The following is a 19209-nucleotide window of genomic DNA, read 5'->3' on the forward strand; positions in this document are numbered from 1 at the left end:
ATGCCTGCTCGACCTGACATCAGCTCCGTCCTGGTCATCGGATCGGGACCCATCGTCATCGGGCAGGCCTGCGAGTTCGACTACTCCGGTACCCAGGCCTGCCGCATCCTGCGCAGCGAGGGAATCCGCGTCATCCTGGTCAACTCCAACCCGGCCACGATCATGACCGACCCCGACGTCGCCGACGCCACCTACATCGAGCCGATCACCCCCGAGGTGCTGACCACCATCATCGCCAAGGAGCGGCCCGACGCACTCCTGCCCACCCTGGGCGGGCAGACGGCCCTCAATGCCGCCATGAGTCTGGTCGAGCGCGGTGTGCTCGAGGAGTACGACGTCGAGCTCATCGGCGCCTCCGCCGCGGCCATCAACGCCGGGGAGGACCGTGACGAGTTCAAGGACGTCGTCGAGCGCTGCGGCGCCGAGGTCGCCCGCAGCGTCATCGCCCACACCATGGACGAGTGCCGCGCCGGAGTGGATGCCCTGGGCGGCTACCCGGTTGTCGTGCGCCCCTCCTTCACGATGGGCGGTCTGGGAAGCGGCGTCGCCTTCGACGACGCGGACCTGCGCCGCATCGCCGGGGCCGGACTGGCGGCCTCGCGCACCACCGAGGTGCTCCTGGAGGAGTCGATCCTGGGATGGAAGGAATACGAGCTGGAGCTCATGCGGGATGCCGCCGACAACGTGGTGGTCGTCTGCTCCATCGAGAACGTCGACCCCGTGGGGGTGCACACCGGCGACTCCGTCACGGTCGCCCCGGCCCTGACCCTCACCGACCGGGAGCTCCAGCGGCTGCGAGACATTGGCATCGCCGTCATCCGCGAGGTCGGGGTCGACACCGGAGGCTGCAACATCCAGTTCGCCGTCGACCCGGCCACCGGCAGGATCATCGTCATCGAGATGAACCCGCGCGTCTCACGATCCTCCGCCCTGGCCTCCAAGGCCACCGGCTTCCCGATCGCCAAGATCGCCGCCCGCCTCGCCGTGGGCTACACGCTCGATGAGATCCCCAATGACATCACCTCCTCCACCCCGGCCTCCTTCGAGCCGACCCTGGACTACGTAGTCGTCAAGGTCCCACGCTTCGCCTTCGAGAAGTTCCGGGGAGCAGATGCCCGGCTGACCACCACCATGAAGTCGGTGGGGGAAGCCATGGCGATCGGCCGCTCCTACACCGAGGCCCTCCAGAAGGCCATGCGCTCACTGGACAAGAAGGGCACCGTTTTCCACTGGGACGGACCTGCTCCCACCGCGCAACAGACCGCCGAGCTGCTGGAGTCTATTGCCACCCCCAGCGAGCACCGGTTGGTCGACCTCCAGCAGGCCGTCCGCGGAGGCGCCACGATCGCTCAGCTCCACGAGGCCACTCGCATCGACCCCTGGTTCCTGGACCAGATGCTGTTCCTGCAGGAGGTCGCCCAGGAGGTCAAGGACGCCGAGGCCCTCACCCCTGAGGTCCTGGCCCTGGCCAAGCGCCACGGATTCTCCGACGTCCAGGTCGCCGCCCTGCGAGACATCAGTGAGGACACGGTGCGCGAGGTCCGTCACGCCTTCGGCCTGCGCCCCGTCTACAAGACCGTGGACACCTGCGCCGCCGAGTTCGCCTCGCGCACCCCCTACCTCTACTCCAGCTACGATCTGGAGACAGAGGTCGCGCCCCGCGAGCGCGAAGCCGTCATCATCCTGGGATCGGGTCCCAACCGTATTGGCCAGGGCATCGAGTTCGACTACTCCTGCGTGCACGCCGCGATGGCTCTATCCGAGCGATACGAGACTGTCATGGTCAACTGCAATCCCGAGACTGTCTCAACCGACTACGACGTCTCCGACCGGCTCTACTTCGAGCCCCTGACCTTCGAGGACGTCATCGAGGTCTACGAGGCCGAGCTGGCGGCCGGCCCCGTGGCCGGCGTCATCGTCCAGCTCGGCGGGCAGACGCCTCTGTCCCTGGCCGCCAGGCTGGCCGAGGCCGGGGTTCCGATCCTGGGGACGAGCCCGGAGGCCATCGACGCCGCCGAGGACCGCGAGGCCTTCGGCGTCGTCCTCCAGCGCGCCGGGCTGCCTGCACCGGCGCACGGCACCGCCCTGAGCGATGAGCAGGCCCGGTCGGTCGCCGGGGGCATTGGCTACCCGGTCTTGGTGCGCCCCAGCTATGTGCTGGGCGGGCGCGGTATGGAGATCGTCTATGACCCCGAGGGGCTGGACGACTACCTCCAGCGCGCCGGCCGTGAGCCCGGAGGCGTCTACGGGACCGGGCCGCTTCTCATCGATCGTTTCCTCGACGACGCCATCGAGATCGACGTCGACGCTCTTTACGACGGAACCGAGCTGTTCCTCGGCGGGGTCATGGAGCACATCGAGGAGGCGGGGATCCATTCCGGCGACTCGGCCTGCGTCATGCCGCCCATGACCCTGTCCGATACGGAGATTGCCCGCATCCGGCGCTCCACCGAGGCGATAGCCGCCGGGGTGGGCGTTCGCGGGCTGCTCAATATCCAGTTCGCCCTGGTCTCCGATGTCCTCTACGTCATCGAGGCCAACCCCCGGGCCTCCCGTACGGTCCCCTTCGTCTCGAAGGCCTCCGGCGTACAACTCGCCAAGGCGGCGGCCCTCATCATGGCGGGGGAGACGATCGCCTCTCTACGACGCTCCGGCAACCTGCCCGAGTCCGACGCTACCGTCACCGATCCGGACGACCCGATCGCTGTCAAGGAGGCGGTCCTGCCTTTCAAACGGTTCCGCACCACCGAGGGGCGCGTCGTCGACACGATCCTGGGACCCGAGATGCGCTCGACCGGAGAGGTCATGGGCTATGACGTCGACTTTCCCCGGGCATTCGCCAAGTCCCAGGCGGGCGCCTACGGGGGCCTGCCCACCGAGGGAACACTGTTCGTCTCCGTGGCCGACCGGGACAAGCGCGCCATCATCCTGCCGGTGGCCCGGCTCGCCGAGCTCGGCTTCACGGTCCTGGCCACCGCTGGGACGGCCCAGGTGCTGCGCCGCAACGGGATCGACGCCACGGCGGTGCGCAAGATCAGCCAGGGCGTTGGAATTCACGGCGAGCAGACGATCGCGGGGCTCATCGAGTCCGGTGCCATCGACATGGTTGTCAACACCCCCAAAGGGCAGGGGGCTCGCGCCGACGGATACTCCATCCGGGCGGCGACCACCGGCGCCGATCGGCCCATCATCACCACCGTTCAGCAGCTCCAGGCGGCGGTCCAGGCCCTCGAGGCCCAGCTGCGCGGTCCCTTCCGGGTCCGCAGCCTCCAGGAGCACATCGCCGCCCGCCAGTCCCGGCGGGGTGCGCACCTCACGCACGGTAGCGCTACTGAGAAGGAGAACCGATGAGTTCCACCACGAGTCATCAGCCCAGTCGGTCCCGCCGTCCTTTCGGTGCGCGCCTGGCCGATGCCATGGATGATCAGGGTCCCCTGTGCGTCGGGATCGACCCTCATCCCAGCCTGCTTGAGGCCTGGGGTCTGACCGACTCGGCCGCGGGCTTGCGGGACTTCGCCCTGCGGACCGTCGACGCTGTCGGCGGGCGCGTGGCCGCCGTCAAGCCTCAGTCCGCATTCTTCGAACGCCACGGCAGCGCCGGCATCGCGGTCCTCGAAGAGACTCTGGCGGCCCTGCGGGATGTCGGCACCCTGTCGGTCCTCGACGTCAAGCGCGGCGACATCGGTTCCACAATGGCCGGTTACGCCCAGGCCTACCTGTCCGACGGCGCGCCCCTGGCCGCCGACTCCATCACGGTCTCGCCCTACCTGGGCTACGGTTCCCTCGCCCCCGCACTTGACCTGGCAGAGGCGGGAGGGCGGGGCGTCTTCGTCCTGGCTCTGACCTCCAATCCCGAAGGGAGCACCGTCCAGCACGCCGTCAGCGGCGAGCGGGCCGTGGCCGCGGAAGTCGTGGAGGGGGTCACCGCATCCAACGCCGCCGCTCGCGGTGAGGGTGGACTCGGCAGCATCGGGCTGGTTGTCGGCGCCACCGTCGGGGAGGCAGTCTCCCGTCTGGGGATCGATCTGCTGCGCGCCAATGGTCCGCTGCTGGCGCCCGGTGTCGGCGCACAGGGCGCGGGGGCGACCGAGCTGGAATCCGTGTTCGGGCCGGCTCGTCGTCACGTTCTGGCCTCCACCTCACGCGGGGTACTCAAGGCGGGTCCCTCCATCGAGGCGCTGCTGGCGGCCGCGCTGGCCGCAACGCATGAGGCGGCCGCTGCCCTGCGCTGATGCAGCCCGACAGTGCACGATCGACGTGTGTGCGGGAACACGAAGTCAGTGCCGTGATACCGGCCCCTGCGAATGCGAGTGCATCCAACCCGACTTATGCTTGTGGTGCGGGTCACTGGCATTGGACTGGGGGAGGAGACCACCATGACGCTTCCTACACTGACACCTGAGCAACGAGCTGAAGCGCTGGAGAAGGCCGCAGCTGCACGATCGCAGCGCGCTCGCATCAAATCCGAGCTCAAGAGCGGGGAGCTCAAGCTCTCCGAGTTCTTCGCCGCCTCGGAGACCGATGAGGTCCTGGGCAAGATGAAGGTCAGGGCGCTGCTTGTCTCCCTTCCACGAGTAGGGACCACAACAGCCGACGCCATCCTCGAGGATGTTCGTATCGCCGAGTCCCGGCGGGTACGGGGCCTGGGGGCGAATCAGCGGGCCGCACTGGTAGAGCGCTTCGGCTGAGACGTCCGATAAGACACCTGGTGAGACGCCAGCTCGTGCCGGCGGCGTCCGGTAGGTCATGATGTGACCATGACCGACGCCGCTGCCTCGTCCGCTCCCGTTCTCGCTCGTCTGACTGTCCTGGCAGGACCAACGGCGGTGGGCAAGGGAACCGTGGTCACCGAACTGCGCAGACGCCACCCCGACCTCTTCGTCTCGATCTCCGCCACCACCCGTGAGCCCCGTCCCGGCGAGATCGATGGCGTGCACTACCACTTCGTGAGCGAGGAGGAGTTCGACAGCCTCATCGCCTCAGGGCAGATGCTGGAGTGGGCGCTGGTCCATGGTGCGCACCGTTACGGCACTCCCCGTGGCCCCGTACAGCACCAACTCGACGCCGGACGTCCCGCACTCCTGGAGATCGACCTGGCCGGTGCTCGCCAGGTTCGCCGGGCCATGCCCCAGGCCCGCCTCGTCTTCCTCGCCCCGCCGAGCTGGGATGAGCTCGTCCGCAGGCTCGCGGACCGGGACACCGAGGAACCCGAGGAACAGGAGCGCCGCCTGGTCACGGCCCGTACCGAACTCGCTGCGGCCGACGAGTTCGATCACGTCGTCGTCAACGACACCGTGGCGAGCGCCACCGATGAGCTCGCCCGGCTCATGGGACTCGGCAGTTAGAATATCTTGGTTTAGAACTATCGAGATTGAACCGGAGGCATGCACATGCTCGGAACCTCTCCCCAGCCCGAGGGCATTACCAACCCGCCGATCGACGACCTTCTGGAGAAGGTCGACTCCAAGTACGGGCTCGTGGTGGAGGCCGCCAAGCGCGCCCGCCAGATCAACACCTACACCCAGCAGCTCGAGGACAACCAGTTCGAGTTCTTCGGGCCGCTGGTCGACTCCGAGATCGGTGAGAAGTCGCTGGGTATCGCCCTGCGGGAGATCGCCGAGGACAAGCTCGAGGTCATCCCCGGAGACGTCGCCCGCGCCCGTCGAATCGAGGCCGAGGAGGCCCGTCGCGCCGCCGAGGCCGACATGTTCAGCGATATCTCGCTGGACGCCCCTGTCTCTCTCCAGGAGGGCGAGACGCCCACCAGCCTCGACGACATCCAGTTCTGAGTCGCGCTCGCATGGACGAGCCGTACACCACTGCAGGTCAGCGCGCCGCGGCCGCCTCCGGCAGGCCGCGGCGCGTAGTCGTCGGCGTAGCCGGCTCCATCGCCGCTTACAAGGCGCCCTTCGTCATCCGACTCCTGCGTCAGGCCGGACACGAGGTCAAAGTAGTGGCCACCGAGTCCGCGCTGCGGTTCATCGGGGCACCGGCACTGGCCGCGGTCAGCGGTCAGGCCGTGTCCACCGGCGTCTTCGATGACCCGGCAGCGGTCGAGCACGTGGCCGTGGCTGAGTGGGCAGAGCTCGTCCTGGTGGCGCCGGCCTCGGCGGACCTGTTGGCGCGCGCACGTGCCGGACGAGCCGACGACCTGCTGACCGCGACGATCCTGGCGACCGGCGCTCCCGTGGTCCTGGCGCCGGCCATGCACACCCGTATGTGGCTCAATCCCGCCACCCGGGACAACGTGGCAGTGCTGCGCGAGCGCGGCCTGACGGTCATTGAGCCGGACCGCGGCCGCCTGACCGGCAAGGACTCCGGGGTGGGACGCATGCCCGAGCCCGAGCAGATCGTCTCCAGGTCGCTCGCCGTCCTCCAAGGGGAGTTCGGGAACGACGACGCAGTCGAACCGGATGGGAGCAGCAGGCTCCTCACAGGACGGCACGTCGTCATCTCCGCCGGTGGCACCCGTGAGCCCATCGACCCGGTGCGCTACCTCGGAAACCGGTCCTCCGGCCGCCAGGGGTGCGCCCTGGCGGTGGCCGCCGTCGAGCAGGGCGCCCGCGTGACGCTGGTACAGGCGCACGTCGCCTCGGAGCTGCTCGATGCTCTGCCGGCGGGTGTCGCCGTTGTCGCAGCCGGTACCGCGCACGACATGCTTCGCGCGGTTCGGGAGGCCGCCCGCGATGCCGATGCCGTCATCATGGCCGCCGCTGTCGCCGACTACCGGCCGCTCGCCGCGGCGACCACCAAGATCAAGAGGAGCGCACCAACCACGTCGGATCGCCGCAACGAGGCCCCGATGTCCATCGAACTCACCACCAACCCGGACATCTTGGCCGGACTGGTGACGGATCCGCCCCGGGCCGGTCAGGTCGTCGTCGGGTTCGCCGCCGAGACCGGGGACGACGACGGAGACGTGCTCTTCCATGGCGCGGCCAAGGCGCGCCGCAAGGGTGCCCACCTCCTAGCGGTCAACGCGGTGGGGGAGGACCTCGGTTTCGGCGACGTGCCCAACGCGGTCGTGGTCCTCGATGCCCGGGGCTCGGAGGTGGCTCGCGGGCAGGGCAGCAAAATGGAGGTCGCCCGTCTCCTCATCGGCCTCACTGCGGACTTGATGGGCGGTTCCTAATAGCCCGCAGAGCACTTTCGTGGGTAACGCCACCATGGATCGGTTGTGGTGGTGACTACGATGGGCGGGTGAATTCCTCCTTGCGTCTGTTCACTTCCGAGTCGGTTACTGAAGGGCACCCGGACAAGGTATGCGACCGCGTCTCAGATGCGATCCTCGACGCCATCCTTGAACAGGATCCCGCCGCACGGGTCGCGGTCGAGACGATGGTGACGACTGGCCTGGTGCATGTGGCCGGAGAAGTGACCACCGAGCGGGCCTACGTCGAGATCCCGCAGATCGTGCGCCAGGAGATCTCCGCCATCGGCTACACCTCATCGGAGGTCTGCTTCGATGCCCGCTCCTGCGGCGTCTCGGTGTCGATCGGTCAGCAGTCCCCGGACATCGCTGCCGGAGTCGACAAGTCCCTTCAGGCCCGCCAGGACACCGGGGATATCGATCCGCTCGACCTGCAGGGCGCCGGCGACCAGGGACTCATGTTCGGCTACGCCTGCGATGACACCGCCGCCCTCATGCCTCTTCCCATCCACCTGGCGCACCGTCTGGCGGAGCGCTTGGCACTGGTGCGCAAGCAGGGGATCGTCCCGGGCCTGCGTCCCGACGGCAAGACCCAGGTGACCATCGGCTACGACGGCCGGCGCCCCGTGAGCCTGGAGAACCTGGTCATCTCCACCCAGCACGATGAGGACCGCACGCGCGCCTGGCTCACCGACGCCCTCCAGGCCGAGGTCATCGCCCCGGTGCTGGCGGCCGAGGCCGAGGCGGGTACCGAGCTCGCCACCGCCGGCGCCGAGGTCCTCATCAATCCCTCGGGACAGTTCGTCATCGGGGGCCCGGCGGGTGATGCGGGGCTCACGGGACGCAAGATCATCGTGGACACCTATGGCGGTATGGCCCGTCACGGCGGAGGAGCCTTCTCCGGTAAGGATCCTTCGAAGGTGGATCGTTCAGCCAGTTACGCCATGCGATGGGTGGCCAAGAACGTTGTCGCCGCGGGGTTGGCCAGGCGTTGTGAGATTCAGGTGGCCTATGCCATCGGCTCGGCCCATCCGGTGGGTGTCTACGTGGAAACCTTCGGGACGGCGACCGTTCCGGAGGAGCGCATCTTGGCAGCCGTCACCGAGGTCTTCGATCTGCGCCCAGCGGCCATCGTGCGCGACCTTAACCTGCTGCGCCCCATCTACCGCGCCACCAGCGCCTACGGGCACTTCGGGCGTCCCGGCTTCACCTGGGAGGCCACAGACCGCGCCGAAGCCCTGCGCCAGGCCGTCTGACAACTCGCGCACCAGCGCAGGATAGTTCCAGAGGCTCTATGGCAACTGAGCACGACGACGATGCTCTCACCCTCGGCGAGTCGGCGGGGCTCGTGCGCCGTAGCGGCGTGAGCAGGCAGGGCGAGCTGTTGGATCTGCCCGAACCCGGCGAGCGCACGGTGACGGTCGCCGGAGTCGCCGACCCGGTCGCCAGAGTCGTCTTGGACTCCCCGGTACCGCACCTGGATCACACCTTCGACTACGCCGTCCCCGCGGCGATGGCGCAGCACGCCCTTCCCGGAACCCGTGTGGTGGTCCGTTTCGGAGAGCAGGAGATGCGGGGATGGATCTGGCAGCGGGGGGCCACGACGACGCACATCGGTCGGCTCTCACCATTGCGCCGCGTCGTCTCCGATCTCCAGGTCCTTCCGGAGGCCTCGCGCCGGCTCATCGAGGCCGTTGCCACTCGCAGCGCCGGAACGCGTTCGGACGTCGTCCGTCTGGCCCTTCCCGCCAGGCACGCCTCGACCGAGGTGGATGAGCGGGACAAGGTGACGCGGGACTTTCCCTCCTGGGAGCGGCCGAAGGACGTATGCGGCTGGGGGCACTACGACGGGGGTGCGGACTTCCTGGAGCAGCTGGCCGACGGCGTAGCGCCGAGGGCGGCCTGGTGCGCTCTGCCGGCGAGCGACGATCATCAGGGAGCGCCGTCGTCTGCAGATGGTGGCGGCGGTGGCGACCAACTAGACCCCGCGATCGAGCCATGGCAGGTATGCCTCGCTCACGCTGTACGGGCCTGCCTGGCGGGCTCGCGGGGTGCGGTCATCGTCATGGCGACAACCGAGCAGGCCGAGGCTCTCGCTGCCCGGCTCCATCAGGAGCTGGGGGAGGAGCCGGTCGTGGTGCTCTCATCCGAGCACGGTCCGGCTCGCCGTTATCGGGCCTTCCTATCGTTGCTGCTCGGACGTGCCCGAGTGGTCGTGGGAACCAGGTCGGCGGCTTTCGCGCCGGTGTGTCGGCTAGGCCTGGCGGTCATCTGGGACGATGGGGACAACAGGTTGTCCGAGCCCCGCGCGCCGTACACCCATGCTCGCACGGTCCTGGCTCTACGTTCCTCCCTCGAGGGAGCGGGTCTGCTCATCGGCGGGTTCTCCCGATCCGTGGAGGCCCAGTCTCTGGTCAACCAGGGATGGTGCCGGGACCTGATCGCGCCACGGCGCGTCGTACGCAGGGTCGTTCCGCGCGCCGAGGTTCCCGGCCCCGCCGAGCTGGACCGGGATGGAGCCTCCGGGGCGGCCCGGATTCCCTCCTTGGCGCATCGGGCACTGCGACGCGCGCTGCAGAACGGACCGGTTCTCATTCAGGTGCCACGCTCGGGTTACGCACCACTAGTGGCCTGCGCCCGGTGCCGCACCGCCGCCCATTGTCCATCCTGCGGTGGCCCGATGGCGATGGACCACCAGGGCCACACGACCTGCAGATGGTGCGCTCGGACCGTGGGGCGGTGGACTTGCCCCGAGTGCGATGGCCAGGCCTTGAGAATGGTAACGGTTGGCTCGGCCCGTACCGGGGAGGAGCTGGGACGGGCCTTTCCGGGGTTCCCGGTCGTAGTCTCCGGCGCGAGGGAGACTCATGGTGTCATGGATGAGGTTGACGATTCTCCACGCCTCGTGGTGGCAACACCGGGTGCAGAGCCCGTGGCCGAGGGGGGCTACCGGGCAGTGCTGCTACTCGATGGCGGAGCTCTTTCCTCGCGTCCGGAGCTGGGGGCGGCCGGCGAGGCGCTACGGCAGTGGACAAACGCGGCGGTGCTGGCGGCACCGTCGGCACGCGTCATTCTTCTGGGTAGGCCCGATCCGGTCGCGGCTCAGGCGTTGGTGCGGTGGGACCATGCGGGTTTCGCCAGCAGGGATCTGATGGAAAGGGCCGAGCTGCATCTGCCTCCCGCTTGGCGGGTAGCGCGTCTGGACGGTCCGCAACGCGGTGTGGAGACTCTGCTGGCCCAGGCCGAGGCCGACGGCTTCGAAACACTGGGACCGGTGGCACCACCGCCGGTCAACGGCCAGGTTGCCGCCGGGGCGGCTAGAGCGCTGGTACGCGCGCCTTTGGCGCGGGGAAAAGCGCTTGCCAGGACGTTTGCGTTAAGACTGCGAGACCGTTCTGCCCGCCGAGAGGAACAGGTGCGCGTCGAAATGGATCCCACCCGCCTGTGGTGAGAGACAGCCAAAGAGCCCGGTGACACATCGATTTTAGTAGGCGCTGCTGCGCGACTGCGCCGCCACTGATGACTGCTCCCCCGGCGCCAGGGAGCGCGTCGAGGCGCCTGGAACCTGAAAGGACGGCATTCCGTGCGCCAGGGTGATGAGATCGGTGAGTAGTCCCGCCGCGGTGGACTTGACGTTCCACCCTTCGCTGAGTGCGGTCACGGCGGCTCCATCCACGACTGCGATGACCATCTCCGGCTCCAGCGGGCTGTCCAGCTGACGCAGCACCCTGCGCAGAGCGGCGTTGAGACGCTGACGGCCCTGCCGGTAGGCATGCTTGACTGGGGCGGCCTGGCTGGCCGAGATGAGCTGAAGATAGTGGCCGAAATACCCGCCTTGGGCCGGCAAGGTGGCTTGGAGGATGAAGCGGACCCTCTGGGACAGGTTCGGGCTCCCCTTGAAAGCTTCCACCCGGTCGGCGACGCGCTCGGCACGGGAGGCCCACAATCCGATGTTGACCAGCCCCGCCTGGTGAAGGAGGTCTTCAAGTCCATTGAAGTAGTAGGTTGTGGCCGATAGCGAGCATCCGGCGCGCTTGGCCACGCTGCGGTGGCTGACCGCTGACGGCCCCGACTCGCGGATGATAGCCGCCGCAGCATCGATGATGGCCTGACGCCGGTCTTCACCTCGCGGCGTGACTCGGGATTCAGTTCGAGAACGTGCATGAGCGGAAGCGTCGTTGCTTACTGCGTCTGCAGTGGTGTCTGCATCAGTATCGGCCATGGCGATCATCCTACGACGACCAGGCCTTCTTGTCCGTAAGAAGACGGTGATAATGACCTCGTGTGCAAGTAACTTATATACGACTTGTTACCAATTGTTTTGAGTGATTGTCCTCAGGTTGAGGAATGAGTCTGCTTCTCGGTCAGCTCGGAACCGTGAATTGTACGGGACTGGAAGATCGCCACCATAGCAATCAGCGCAACCACCGTGAGATAGACCGCCGGCGCCAGGGGAGACCCAGTGACCTTGATGAGCCACGTGACAATGAATGGCGTTGTCCCCCCGAGAAGCGCGTTGGCACCATTGAAAGACAGGGCGAATCCTGAGTAACGCACGTTAGTCGGAAAAGACTCCGCTAGGAAGGTGGCAAGCGTTCCATCATTAGCCGTCAGAATGATGGCGAAAACGACCTGACACAGGATGACTACTAAGAGCATTCCAGTGGCCTTCGTCATGACAACGAACAATGGAATGGTGAGAACAATAAACGCGACGCAAGCGGCAATGAGCATGCGGCGCCTTCCGAAGGAGTCGGACAGGTGCCCCATAATGAAGATCGAAATGATGTAGACAACGAGCATCGCAGAAGTGGCAAGAGTCGCAGTATCCTGGGAGAAGCCGAGCTCCTCGTGAACGTAGGTGGGCATGTAGCTCAGCAGCATGTAGAAGGCGACTGCGTTAAGGCAGGAAACCCCGAAGGTAATAAGCGTGTCGTGAAGGTGCTCCCGCAGAAGCAGACGCAGCGGTTCAGACCAGCTCTCCGACTTCTCCTCCTGAGGCATTTCTGCCCGCATCTCCTGATAGGCGGGCGAGTCTTCCAAATGCACCCGGATGTAGCGGCCGATGAGGCCCAGAGGACCGGCTAGAAGGAATGGAATACGCCACCCCCATGTATTCATAGCGTCGTCGGGCAACAGCCAGAACGCCCCTGTGACCATAAGAGAACCGGCTAGCAGGCCACATGCGGTGGAAGCAGGAACCAGCGAGGTATAGATGCCCCGACGGGAAGGAGGTGCGTACTCGGCCAGGAAGGTTCCGGCACCCGCGTATTCGCCCGATGCGGAGAACCCTTGGATCATGCGCAATAGAAGCAGACCAATGGCGCCAGCAATACCGATCGCCGAGTACGTCGGGAGAAGCCCAATGAAGAATGTCGATCCCGACATGATGAGAATCGACCAGGACAGGGCCCAGCGGCGCCCCCATCTGTCCCCCCATGCACCCCACACAACAGCTCCAACGGGTCGCAGGATAAAGGACATGGCGAATACCGCAAATGTCGACATCAACTGGACGGACTTGTCTGCCTCAGGGAAGAAAGCAAGACCGATGACGGTAGCCAGGTAACCGTACGATGCGTAATCGAACCACTCAATGAAGTTTCCGATAAAACTTGCTGTCGCAGCCCGCCTCAGCGCGCGACTTCGCTCAGGATCCGAGTAATAATCGTTCATGCTTTCTGGATGGACGGTATTCATAGCCTATGGCTCCGGCTCGGTCGACGAAGATGGCCGACAATGTGTGGTCTCGTGTGTATGAAGAACATGTGGATGATAGCTGCAAGTTCCTGTCCGCCTGCGATTGGGCTGAACCTGCTCGCTGGCGGACAGGAGTGCAGTGCGCTCAGGCGTCAGAGAAGCGGGACTTCCGAGTGAGGGCGTCCAGGAAGATAGGCGCCAGCCCACCTCCAACGATGAGCAGTCCTCCAACCATCCCCACAGGAGTGAGCCGTTCGCCCCACACGAGGAGGCCGCACAGAATAGCGACCGGACACTCCCAGTACGAGATCGTCGAATACTCCACGGCGGGGAGGTTGCGTCCAGCGACCACCAGGAATCCCAGTGCGAACAGACCGCACACCAGGAAGAGGGCCGTTGCCCACGCCCAGTTTGTGGTCGTGAAGGACGAAACCCCGTGCCATGGGCGCAGGATGATTGACATCGCAAGTGTAGCAGAGGCCGCCCAGAAGAAGTTCCAAACTCCACGCACAACTGAGTCGACATCCTTGCGATAGCCATAGAAGAACATCGCCAGCCCGTAGAAGACTCCTGACAGCAGGCCGAGAAGGTCGCCCAGCTTCTTCTGCGGATACTCAGAGGATGATGTCGACAGGTCCAGGCCGAATGTCAGGCTACCGTTCTTGACGTCGATGATGCCGATGGTCAGCAGCATGCCGACGAATACCAAAAATAGGAAAATCCCCGATAGGATGCTGATCTTCTCCTTACGGAAGATACGTGCAAGCAGCGCACAGAACAGTGGCCCCGTGTAGATGAGGAAGACGGCGTTGGCGATGGATGTCATCAGTGTTGAGGAGATGTAGCAGCCCAGGGAGAGGCCGATACTCACCCCTCCCAGGATCACGGTGGTGCTCAAGCGAGTGCGCCGGAACAGACCGGTCTTCTTGGTCAGCACCAGGATGAGGATGAAACCGAGCAGGCCGACGGTCATGCGCCCGAAGGCCAGGAATGATCCGATAACGGACTTATCTGCGTCAGCGAGACCAGCAGTCGTGCCACGGCTGATGGTGCCGACGAGCCCCATCCCAGTGGCGGATAGAAGCATGGCGATGGCGCCAAGCTTCTTGTTCATCACGTACTCTGTGATAGAAGATTCGGTAGATGTTGTCTGTGACATGGCAGTTGTGTCTCCTGAGTTCTCTCCCGGTACACGCGGCAGGGCACAGCCTCTTTGCTGAGCTTCGCGCGGTTTGACCGACTCTTACCGCCTCTATGGGGAGCATGGCAACCGCATCGCGAGAACCGAGTGGGGAACGGTGCGGGGCGGCAGCCCGGTCCATGAGCTGCCGCCCCGCACCCGCCTGGGATCAGACCAGAGTCGGGTCAGCGACCTGGTTGGGGAAGTAGTCCTCGCAGCCGCCCTCGCGGTACACGTCCGCCGTCGCGCAGTGGAGACCACCACCGAAGGCGTAGGCGTCGCGGAAGGGAACCGGGATGACGTTCATGCCCAACTTGTCCATCTGCTCCATCTGGTGGACCTCACTGGCCTCGACGCACACGGTCTTGTGGTCGATAACGAGGCAGTTCATGGACAGCCAGACGGAGGAGTAGCACAGCGGCGGCGGAACCTCGTGGGCCGGGGGAGCGGCGTCGACGATCTGCCAGTCGTTGGCCTCGAAGATCTTGCGCTGCTCCTCGGGCAGGCGGCGGTGCGGGTTGTTGATGATCAATCCGGGCCGCAGCGGCACGAAGGTAGCGTCGATGTGAATCGGGTAGGGGTCGCCGGGGAAGTTCACCGCGTGCACCCGCAGGTCGGGGTAGTAGCGCTTGAACCACTCCATCGCCTTGCGGTTGGTGGTCAGACCGTGCTGAATGAACAGGTCCTTACCCACGCGCATGACGTCGGCGGCGTCCCACATTGGCTCAACCTCAGTGGTCACGAAGTCCTTAGCGGCGGTGCGCTCGAGGCGCTCCTCCAGGGAGATCCGCTCGTCGTAGTAGTTGTGCTTGTAGGACTTGTCCGTCAGCCGGGGGCGAGGTGCCTGGGTCCACTTGAACTCCGGGTCCTCCTCGAAGTACTGATTCATGAGAGGCCAGTAGGCGAGATACTCGAAGTACCGGCAGCGGAACGAGTTGGCCGACGACATGATCTCGTCACCGATGGTCAGCAGGATGTCGCGCGGCGGCATCTGGGTGAAGCCCGACTCCGTGCGGAAGTCAGGCGTCTGGATGGCCTGGTTCCACTGCAGCGGCGTGGGCCGGTCCACCTTGACGCCTAGTCCCTCGAGGATCTTGACGTAGTTGTCGAGCTGCTCGTTGGCGGCCTCGACGGTGGCGGTGGGGCGGGGGCCCCACATGCCGCGCATTTCGGAGTCGATCGGCACCTTCTCGGAGGTGGCCGGCTCCTCGGGAGGAATAACCGAGAAGTCTGCGCGCCCGACGATGACGTGCTTAAGCGGGTCGAAGTCGTTCCAAGAGTTGACGATCTTCGTCATGAGTGAGTCACTCCCTTGTGCTCGTTGAATGGTGTGTGAATTGAGACAGATGTATATGTCTGTGGTTCAACGTTCTCATCTTACCCTGAAGGAACCTCAAAAGTCGCCACAGGAGTTTCTGTGTAAAAGAATGAGGTTGAACCCTGGCATGGTCATGTGTGGTTGACGGTTATCACCACCTCCTTGACGGACCGATGCCGTTGCGCCGGTCAGGCTCTGCGAATGCGAGTGTCGATTTGCTCGGGAATTGGGGGATGGATATCGTCGGGGCCACCGTAGTTGCCTCCGGGGGTCACGATAGTCCCCGACTGACCCTCGATGATGGAAACGGCGTCCTCAAGACGACCGATTGCCGCCATGTCTCCGGTCAGTTCAACAAATCGGCACACCGCCTCGACCTTTGGCCCCATGGATCCGCTGGGAAGACCCATGGCGCGCAGCGCTGCCGGCGTTGCCCGCGGAACCTGTTTTTGGTTCTCGGTTCCGAAGTCCTCGTAGACGCCATCGACGTCGGTGAGGATGAGGAGGGCGTCGGCCTCGAGCGCCTCGGCCAGGACGGACGCGGTGAGGTCCTTGTCGATGACGGCCTCGATGCCCCTGAGCTTGCCCTCGGTGCTGCGGATAACGGGGACCCCGCCTCCACCGGAGCAGACGACAATGGCACCGGCTTCCAGGAGCGAGCGCACCAACCGGGTCTCGATGACGCGCTGCGGCTTGGGCGATCCGACGACGCGGCGGTAGTGCTCGCCGTCGGGCTTGACCACCCAGCCCCGCTCCTCGGCCAGTTTCTCAGCCTCCTCCTTGGAGTACACCTCACCGACGAACTTGGTGGGGTTGGAGAAGGCCGGGTCGCCGGCCAGGACCAGGGTCTGGTTGACCATGGCAGCTACGTGGCGCCCCGGCAGGGCGTTCTGCATGGCCTGCAGCAGCCAGTAGCCGATCATGCCCTGGGTCTGGGCACCGAGGGTGTCGAAGGGGTAGGGCTCCGAGAGCCGCTCATCGTTGGCGGACTCCAGGGCGAGGACGCCCACCTGGGGGCCGTTACCGTGGGTGAGGACCAGCTCGTGCTTCTCCGCCAGCTTGGCCAGCTCACGCGCTGCAACCTCGACATTGTGGATCTGGATGCTGGCGTCAGGCTTCTCACCCCGACGTAGGAGGGCGTTTCCGCCGAGGGCAACAACGATTCTCACGGCTCAGTCCCACTCTCCGAGGGTTGCGACCATGACGGCCTTGATGGTGTGCATGCGGTTCTCAGCCTGGTCGAAGGCGACGTTGCGCTCGGTCTCGAAGACGTCGTCGGTGACCTCCAGACCGTCCATGCCTGTCTTGTTGAAGATATCCTCGCCCACGGTGGTGTTGCGATCGTGGAAAGCCGGCAGACAGTGGAGGAACTTGACGTCGGGGTTGCCGGTGGCCTCCACTAGCTTGGCGTTGACCTGGTAGGGACGCAGCAGGGCGATGCGCTGGTCCCACACCTCCTTGGGCTCACCCATCGAGACCCACACGTCGGTGTAGAGGAAGTCGACTCCCTTGACGCCCTCGGCGGCGTCGTCGGTGACGAGGATACGGGCTCCGCTCTTCTCCGCCAGCTTCTCCGCCTGGGCCACCACCTCGGGCGGTGTCTGCAGCTCGGCTGGTCCCACCATCCGCACATCCATTCCCATGAGGGCGCCGGAGATGAGCAGCGAGTTGGCCACGTTGTTGCGGGCGTCCCCGAGGTAGGCGAAGGAGATCTCCTCGATCGGCTTGCCCGAGTGCTCCAGCATGGTCAACTGGTCGGCGAGCATCTGGGTGGGGTGCCACTCGTCAGTCAGCCCGTTCCACACCGGCACGCCCGAGAGCTCGGCCAGAGCCTCGACGTGCTCCTGCTTCTTGCCGCGGAACTCGATGCCGTCGTAGAAGCGGCCCAGGACCCGGGCGGTGTCCGCCACCGACTCCTTGTGGCCCATCTGCGAGCCCGTGGGATCCAGGTAGGTGACCTGGGCGCCCTGGTCGTAGGCGGCTACCTCGAAGGAGCAGCGAGTGCGAGTCGAGGTCTTCTCGAAGATGAGCGCGATGTTCTTGCCAGTCAGCCGCTTCACCTCGCGGCCGGTCTTCTTGTCTTCCTTGAGCTGAGCCGCCAGCTGGAGCAGGATGCCCCACTCATCGGCGGTGAAGTCGAGCTCCTTGAGGAAGTTGCGGTTGTGAAGGGGGTGGGTCATAAGAACTCCTTACTTCTGGGTAGTTGAGTGGGTGATGGGTTTTCTTCATTGACGCCGAAGACACCGACGAGGGACCGTATCAGGCGACCGGGTCTCGCAGAATCGGACAACTCATGCAGTGCGGGCCGCCGCGTCCGCGCCCGACCTCCGAGCCCGGGATCGTCAAGACCTCGATACCGCGGGAGGTGAGGTACTCGTTAGTGTTGACATTGCGCTCGTAGGCAACGATGACGCCTGGGGCGACGGCCAGCGAGTTGGAACCATCGTCCCACTGCTCGCGCGCGGCGGCCATCGAGTCCTGAGGCGTGATGAGGACGGTAAGGTCGTCGATGCCCAGTGCCTGGGCGATAACACGGTACATGTCCTCCGGGTCGTTGCGGGTGACGCTGATCTGTCCGTCGTCTCCCGGACGCACAGTGAGCGTCGGCAGCATCCCCAGGCCCCCGTAGACGGTGAAGGTGCCGGCATCGACCATGGTCATAACCGTATCCAGGTGCATCTGCGCGCGCGTCCGTTTCATCTCGACGGCGACCACCTGGTTGACCTTCCCTCCGGCGAAGAGTCGGCTGGCAAGCCTCTCGATGCCCTGGGCGGTGGTGCGCTCCGAGACCCCGACCAGCACGGCACCGTTGCCGATGATCTGCACGTCTCCACCCTCGACCGTGGCGGGACCGGCCTGGGTGCCCTCGGACCACACGGGGAAGTCAGCGTTTGCGAAGCGGGGGTGCCAGCGGTAGATCGCCTCGTAGTTGATGGTCTCGCGCTGCCTGGCAGGCATCGTCATCGAGTTGATGGACACGCCGTTGTAGATCCAGCACGACGTGTCGCGGGTGAACAGGTGGTTGGGCAGCGGCGCCAGGAGCAGGTCGTCATCGTTCATGGAGGCCAGCACCAGGGAATCCGGGCACGAGGTGCGCTCCAGCAGCTCGGCCTTGGTGATGCCGGCGATGAGGATCTCGGCCAGGTCGGTTCCGGACAGCCCCTGAGCCAGGGCCCGCATCGGCTCAGCGGCAATGGGGCCGTTGGCGTTCTCATTGATGACCCGGTCCAGGATGTAGTCCCTGGCCTCGGGCACCTCAAGAGTCTCAGCCAAGAGGTCGCTGAGGTAGAACACCTCGACGTCGCGATCGGTCAGCACGCGCGCAAACTGATCGTGCTCCTCCTGGGCCCGCTCGAGCCACAGGACGTCGTCGAACAGGAGGTGTTCCTTGTTCTGCGGAGTGAGCCTGAGCATCTCACTGCCAGGCCTGTGCAGGATGACCTGCCGAAGCCTCCCGATTTCGGAACCCACGGAAAGATCCATGACGTCCTCTCTGACACAGCACTGTGTCGTTGATATGGATCATGATGCGCATCACGCGCCCTGACGATTGAAGTGGTACGCCTGTACCGGATTGGTACGAGCGTACCAGGATCGTCGAGGAATGGAAACCCTTGATAAGAGGGAGTTTGAAACAGCTTGGTCAAGCAGCTGTCATCGATACGTGATATTCGCCCTACTGCGTGGCGATCTACCTGGAGGGATCTCCGCACACGTCCCGGTCTACAGGAGACTCGCTCGCACCTTAGTAAAGTCGTGCGAGTCTGTTGGGCTCGGCTGCCCCGGGTCGCCCGGGGCTTGCGGACGCTTCCGCGACGCCGCGTCGGTAGGCGGCGCGAGACGACGAGCACCGCACCGGCC

15 protein-coding genes are annotated in these 19209 nt (G+C 65.4%); 8 read left to right on the forward strand and 7 right to left on the reverse strand.

Translation table 11 applies throughout. The annotated features are described in order from the left end of the window. From carB to FK256_RS09335, 8 genes are all read left to right on the forward strand, one after another. Positions 1–3351 carry a carbamoyl-phosphate synthase large subunit gene (gene carB / locus FK256_RS09300; protein ID WP_141424560.1) on the forward strand — a complete coding sequence of 1117 codons (3351 nt, stop codon included), beginning with the start codon at positions 1–3 and terminating at the stop codon, positions 3349–3351. After that, positions 3348–4232 (forward strand): orotidine-5'-phosphate decarboxylase, encoded by an 885-nt coding sequence (gene pyrF, locus FK256_RS09305; RefSeq protein ID WP_141424561.1) that lies wholly within the window; start codon positions 3348–3350, stop codon positions 4230–4232. Before carB ends, pyrF begins: the two co-directional genes overlap by 4 nt. A 144-nt stretch (positions 4233–4376) precedes the next feature. Further along, positions 4377–4688: an integration host factor, actinobacterial type gene (gene mihF / locus FK256_RS09310; protein WP_034473323.1), complete on the forward strand. Its 312-nt coding sequence runs from the start codon at positions 4377–4379 to the stop codon at positions 4686–4688. A gap of 69 nt (positions 4689–4757) precedes the next feature. Continuing rightward, positions 4758–5345: a guanylate kinase gene (gmk, locus tag FK256_RS09315; RefSeq protein WP_141424562.1), complete on the forward strand. Its 588-nt coding sequence runs from the start codon at positions 4758–4760 to the stop codon at positions 5343–5345. Between the two features lie 45 nt (positions 5346–5390). Continuing rightward, positions 5391–5789 (forward strand): DNA-directed RNA polymerase subunit omega, encoded by a 399-nt coding sequence (gene rpoZ, locus FK256_RS09320; protein ID WP_009233002.1) that lies wholly within the window; start codon positions 5391–5393, stop codon positions 5787–5789. Positions 5790–5800: 11 nt separating this feature from the next. Continuing rightward, entirely contained in the window at positions 5801–7132 is a 1332-nt protein-coding gene (gene coaBC, locus FK256_RS09325) for a bifunctional phosphopantothenoylcysteine decarboxylase/phosphopantothenate--cysteine ligase CoaBC (RefSeq protein ID WP_141424563.1), read from the forward strand. Between the two features lie 68 nt (positions 7133–7200). After that, a complete protein-coding gene (metK, locus tag FK256_RS09330; protein WP_141424564.1) occupies positions 7201–8406 on the forward strand; it encodes a methionine adenosyltransferase in 1206 nt (401 codons plus the stop codon). A gap of 38 nt (positions 8407–8444) precedes the next feature. Continuing rightward, positions 8445–10601, forward strand: coding sequence for a primosomal protein N' family DNA-binding protein (locus tag FK256_RS09335; RefSeq protein WP_141424565.1), 2157 nt, complete (start codon positions 8445–8447; stop codon positions 10599–10601). Positions 10602–10634: 33 nt separating this feature from the next. Here FK256_RS09335 and FK256_RS09340 read toward each other — a convergent pair whose 3' ends face one another. The 7 genes from FK256_RS09340 to arcA all read right to left on the reverse strand — a co-directional run bounded on the left by FK256_RS09340 (position 10635) and on the right by arcA (position 18831). Next, entirely contained in the window at positions 10635–11372 is a 738-nt protein-coding gene (locus tag FK256_RS09340) for a TetR/AcrR family transcriptional regulator (protein WP_141424566.1), read from the reverse strand. 113 nt (positions 11373–11485) lie between these two features. Next, a complete protein-coding gene (locus FK256_RS09345) occupies positions 11486–12850 on the reverse strand; it encodes an MFS transporter (protein WP_009232997.1) in 1365 nt (454 codons plus the stop codon). A 145-nt stretch (positions 12851–12995) separates the two neighbouring features. Continuing rightward, complete coding sequence (locus FK256_RS09350) at positions 12996–14009, reverse strand: DMT family transporter (protein ID WP_034473317.1); 1014 nt, start codon at positions 14007–14009, stop codon at positions 12996–12998. Positions 14010–14199: 190 nt separating this feature from the next. Beyond that, entirely contained in the window at positions 14200–15327 is a 1128-nt protein-coding gene (locus FK256_RS09355; RefSeq protein WP_003784343.1) for a serine/threonine protein kinase, read from the reverse strand. A 209-nt stretch (positions 15328–15536) separates the two neighbouring features. Continuing rightward, positions 15537–16517: a carbamate kinase gene (gene arcC / locus FK256_RS09360; RefSeq protein ID WP_009232995.1), complete on the reverse strand. Its 981-nt coding sequence runs from the start codon at positions 16515–16517 to the stop codon at positions 15537–15539. Positions 16518–16520: 3 nt separating this feature from the next. Continuing rightward, positions 16521–17528, reverse strand: a complete 1008-nt coding sequence (gene argF, locus FK256_RS09365; protein WP_021605702.1) for an ornithine carbamoyltransferase — start codon at positions 17526–17528, stop codon at positions 16521–16523. A 79-nt stretch (positions 17529–17607) separates the two neighbouring features. Then, on the reverse strand, positions 17608–18831 hold the full coding sequence (arcA, locus tag FK256_RS09370; RefSeq protein ID WP_141424567.1) for an arginine deiminase: 1224 nt from the start codon (positions 18829–18831) through the stop codon (positions 17608–17610). Between the last annotated feature and the right edge of the window lie 378 nt (positions 18832–19209).

This window comes from Actinomyces johnsonii, assembly GCF_006546835.1.
GTDB classification, from domain to species: Bacteria; Actinomycetota; Actinomycetes; order Actinomycetales; family Actinomycetaceae; genus Actinomyces; species Actinomyces johnsonii.

What these genes read in the sequence shown, in the direction of transcription:
- carB (WP_141424560.1), top strand. Translation starts at nt 1, where the DNA reads ATGCCTGCTCGACCTGACATCAGCTCCGTCCTGGTCATCGGATCGGGA.
- pyrF (WP_141424561.1), top strand. Translation starts at nt 3,348, where the DNA reads ATGAGTTCCACCACGAGTCATCAGCCCAGTCGGTCCCGCCGTCCTTTC.
- mihF (WP_034473323.1), top strand. Translation starts at nt 4,377, where the DNA reads ATGACGCTTCCTACACTGACACCTGAGCAACGAGCTGAAGCGCTGGAG.
- gmk (WP_141424562.1), top strand. Translation starts at nt 4,758, where the DNA reads ATGACCGACGCCGCTGCCTCGTCCGCTCCCGTTCTCGCTCGTCTGACT.
- rpoZ (WP_009233002.1), top strand. Translation starts at nt 5,391, where the DNA reads ATGCTCGGAACCTCTCCCCAGCCCGAGGGCATTACCAACCCGCCGATC.
- coaBC (WP_141424563.1), top strand. Translation starts at nt 5,801, where the DNA reads ATGGACGAGCCGTACACCACTGCAGGTCAGCGCGCCGCGGCCGCCTCC.
- FK256_RS09335 (WP_141424565.1), top strand. Translation starts at nt 8,445, where the DNA reads ATGGCAACTGAGCACGACGACGATGCTCTCACCCTCGGCGAGTCGGCG.
- FK256_RS09340 (WP_141424566.1), bottom strand. Translation starts at nt 11,372, where the DNA reads ATGGCCGATACTGATGCAGACACCACTGCAGACGCAGTAAGCAACGAC.
- FK256_RS09345 (WP_009232997.1), bottom strand. Translation starts at nt 12,850, where the DNA reads ATGAATACCGTCCATCCAGAAAGCATGAACGATTATTACTCGGATCCT.
- FK256_RS09350 (WP_034473317.1), bottom strand. Translation starts at nt 14,009, where the DNA reads ATGTCACAGACAACATCTACCGAATCTTCTATCACAGAGTACGTGATG.
- FK256_RS09355 (WP_003784343.1), bottom strand. Translation starts at nt 15,327, where the DNA reads ATGACGAAGATCGTCAACTCTTGGAACGACTTCGACCCGCTTAAGCAC.
- argF (WP_021605702.1), bottom strand. Translation starts at nt 17,528, where the DNA reads ATGACCCACCCCCTTCACAACCGCAACTTCCTCAAGGAGCTCGACTTC.
- arcA (WP_141424567.1), bottom strand. Translation starts at nt 18,831, where the DNA reads ATGGATCTTTCCGTGGGTTCCGAAATCGGGAGGCTTCGGCAGGTCATC.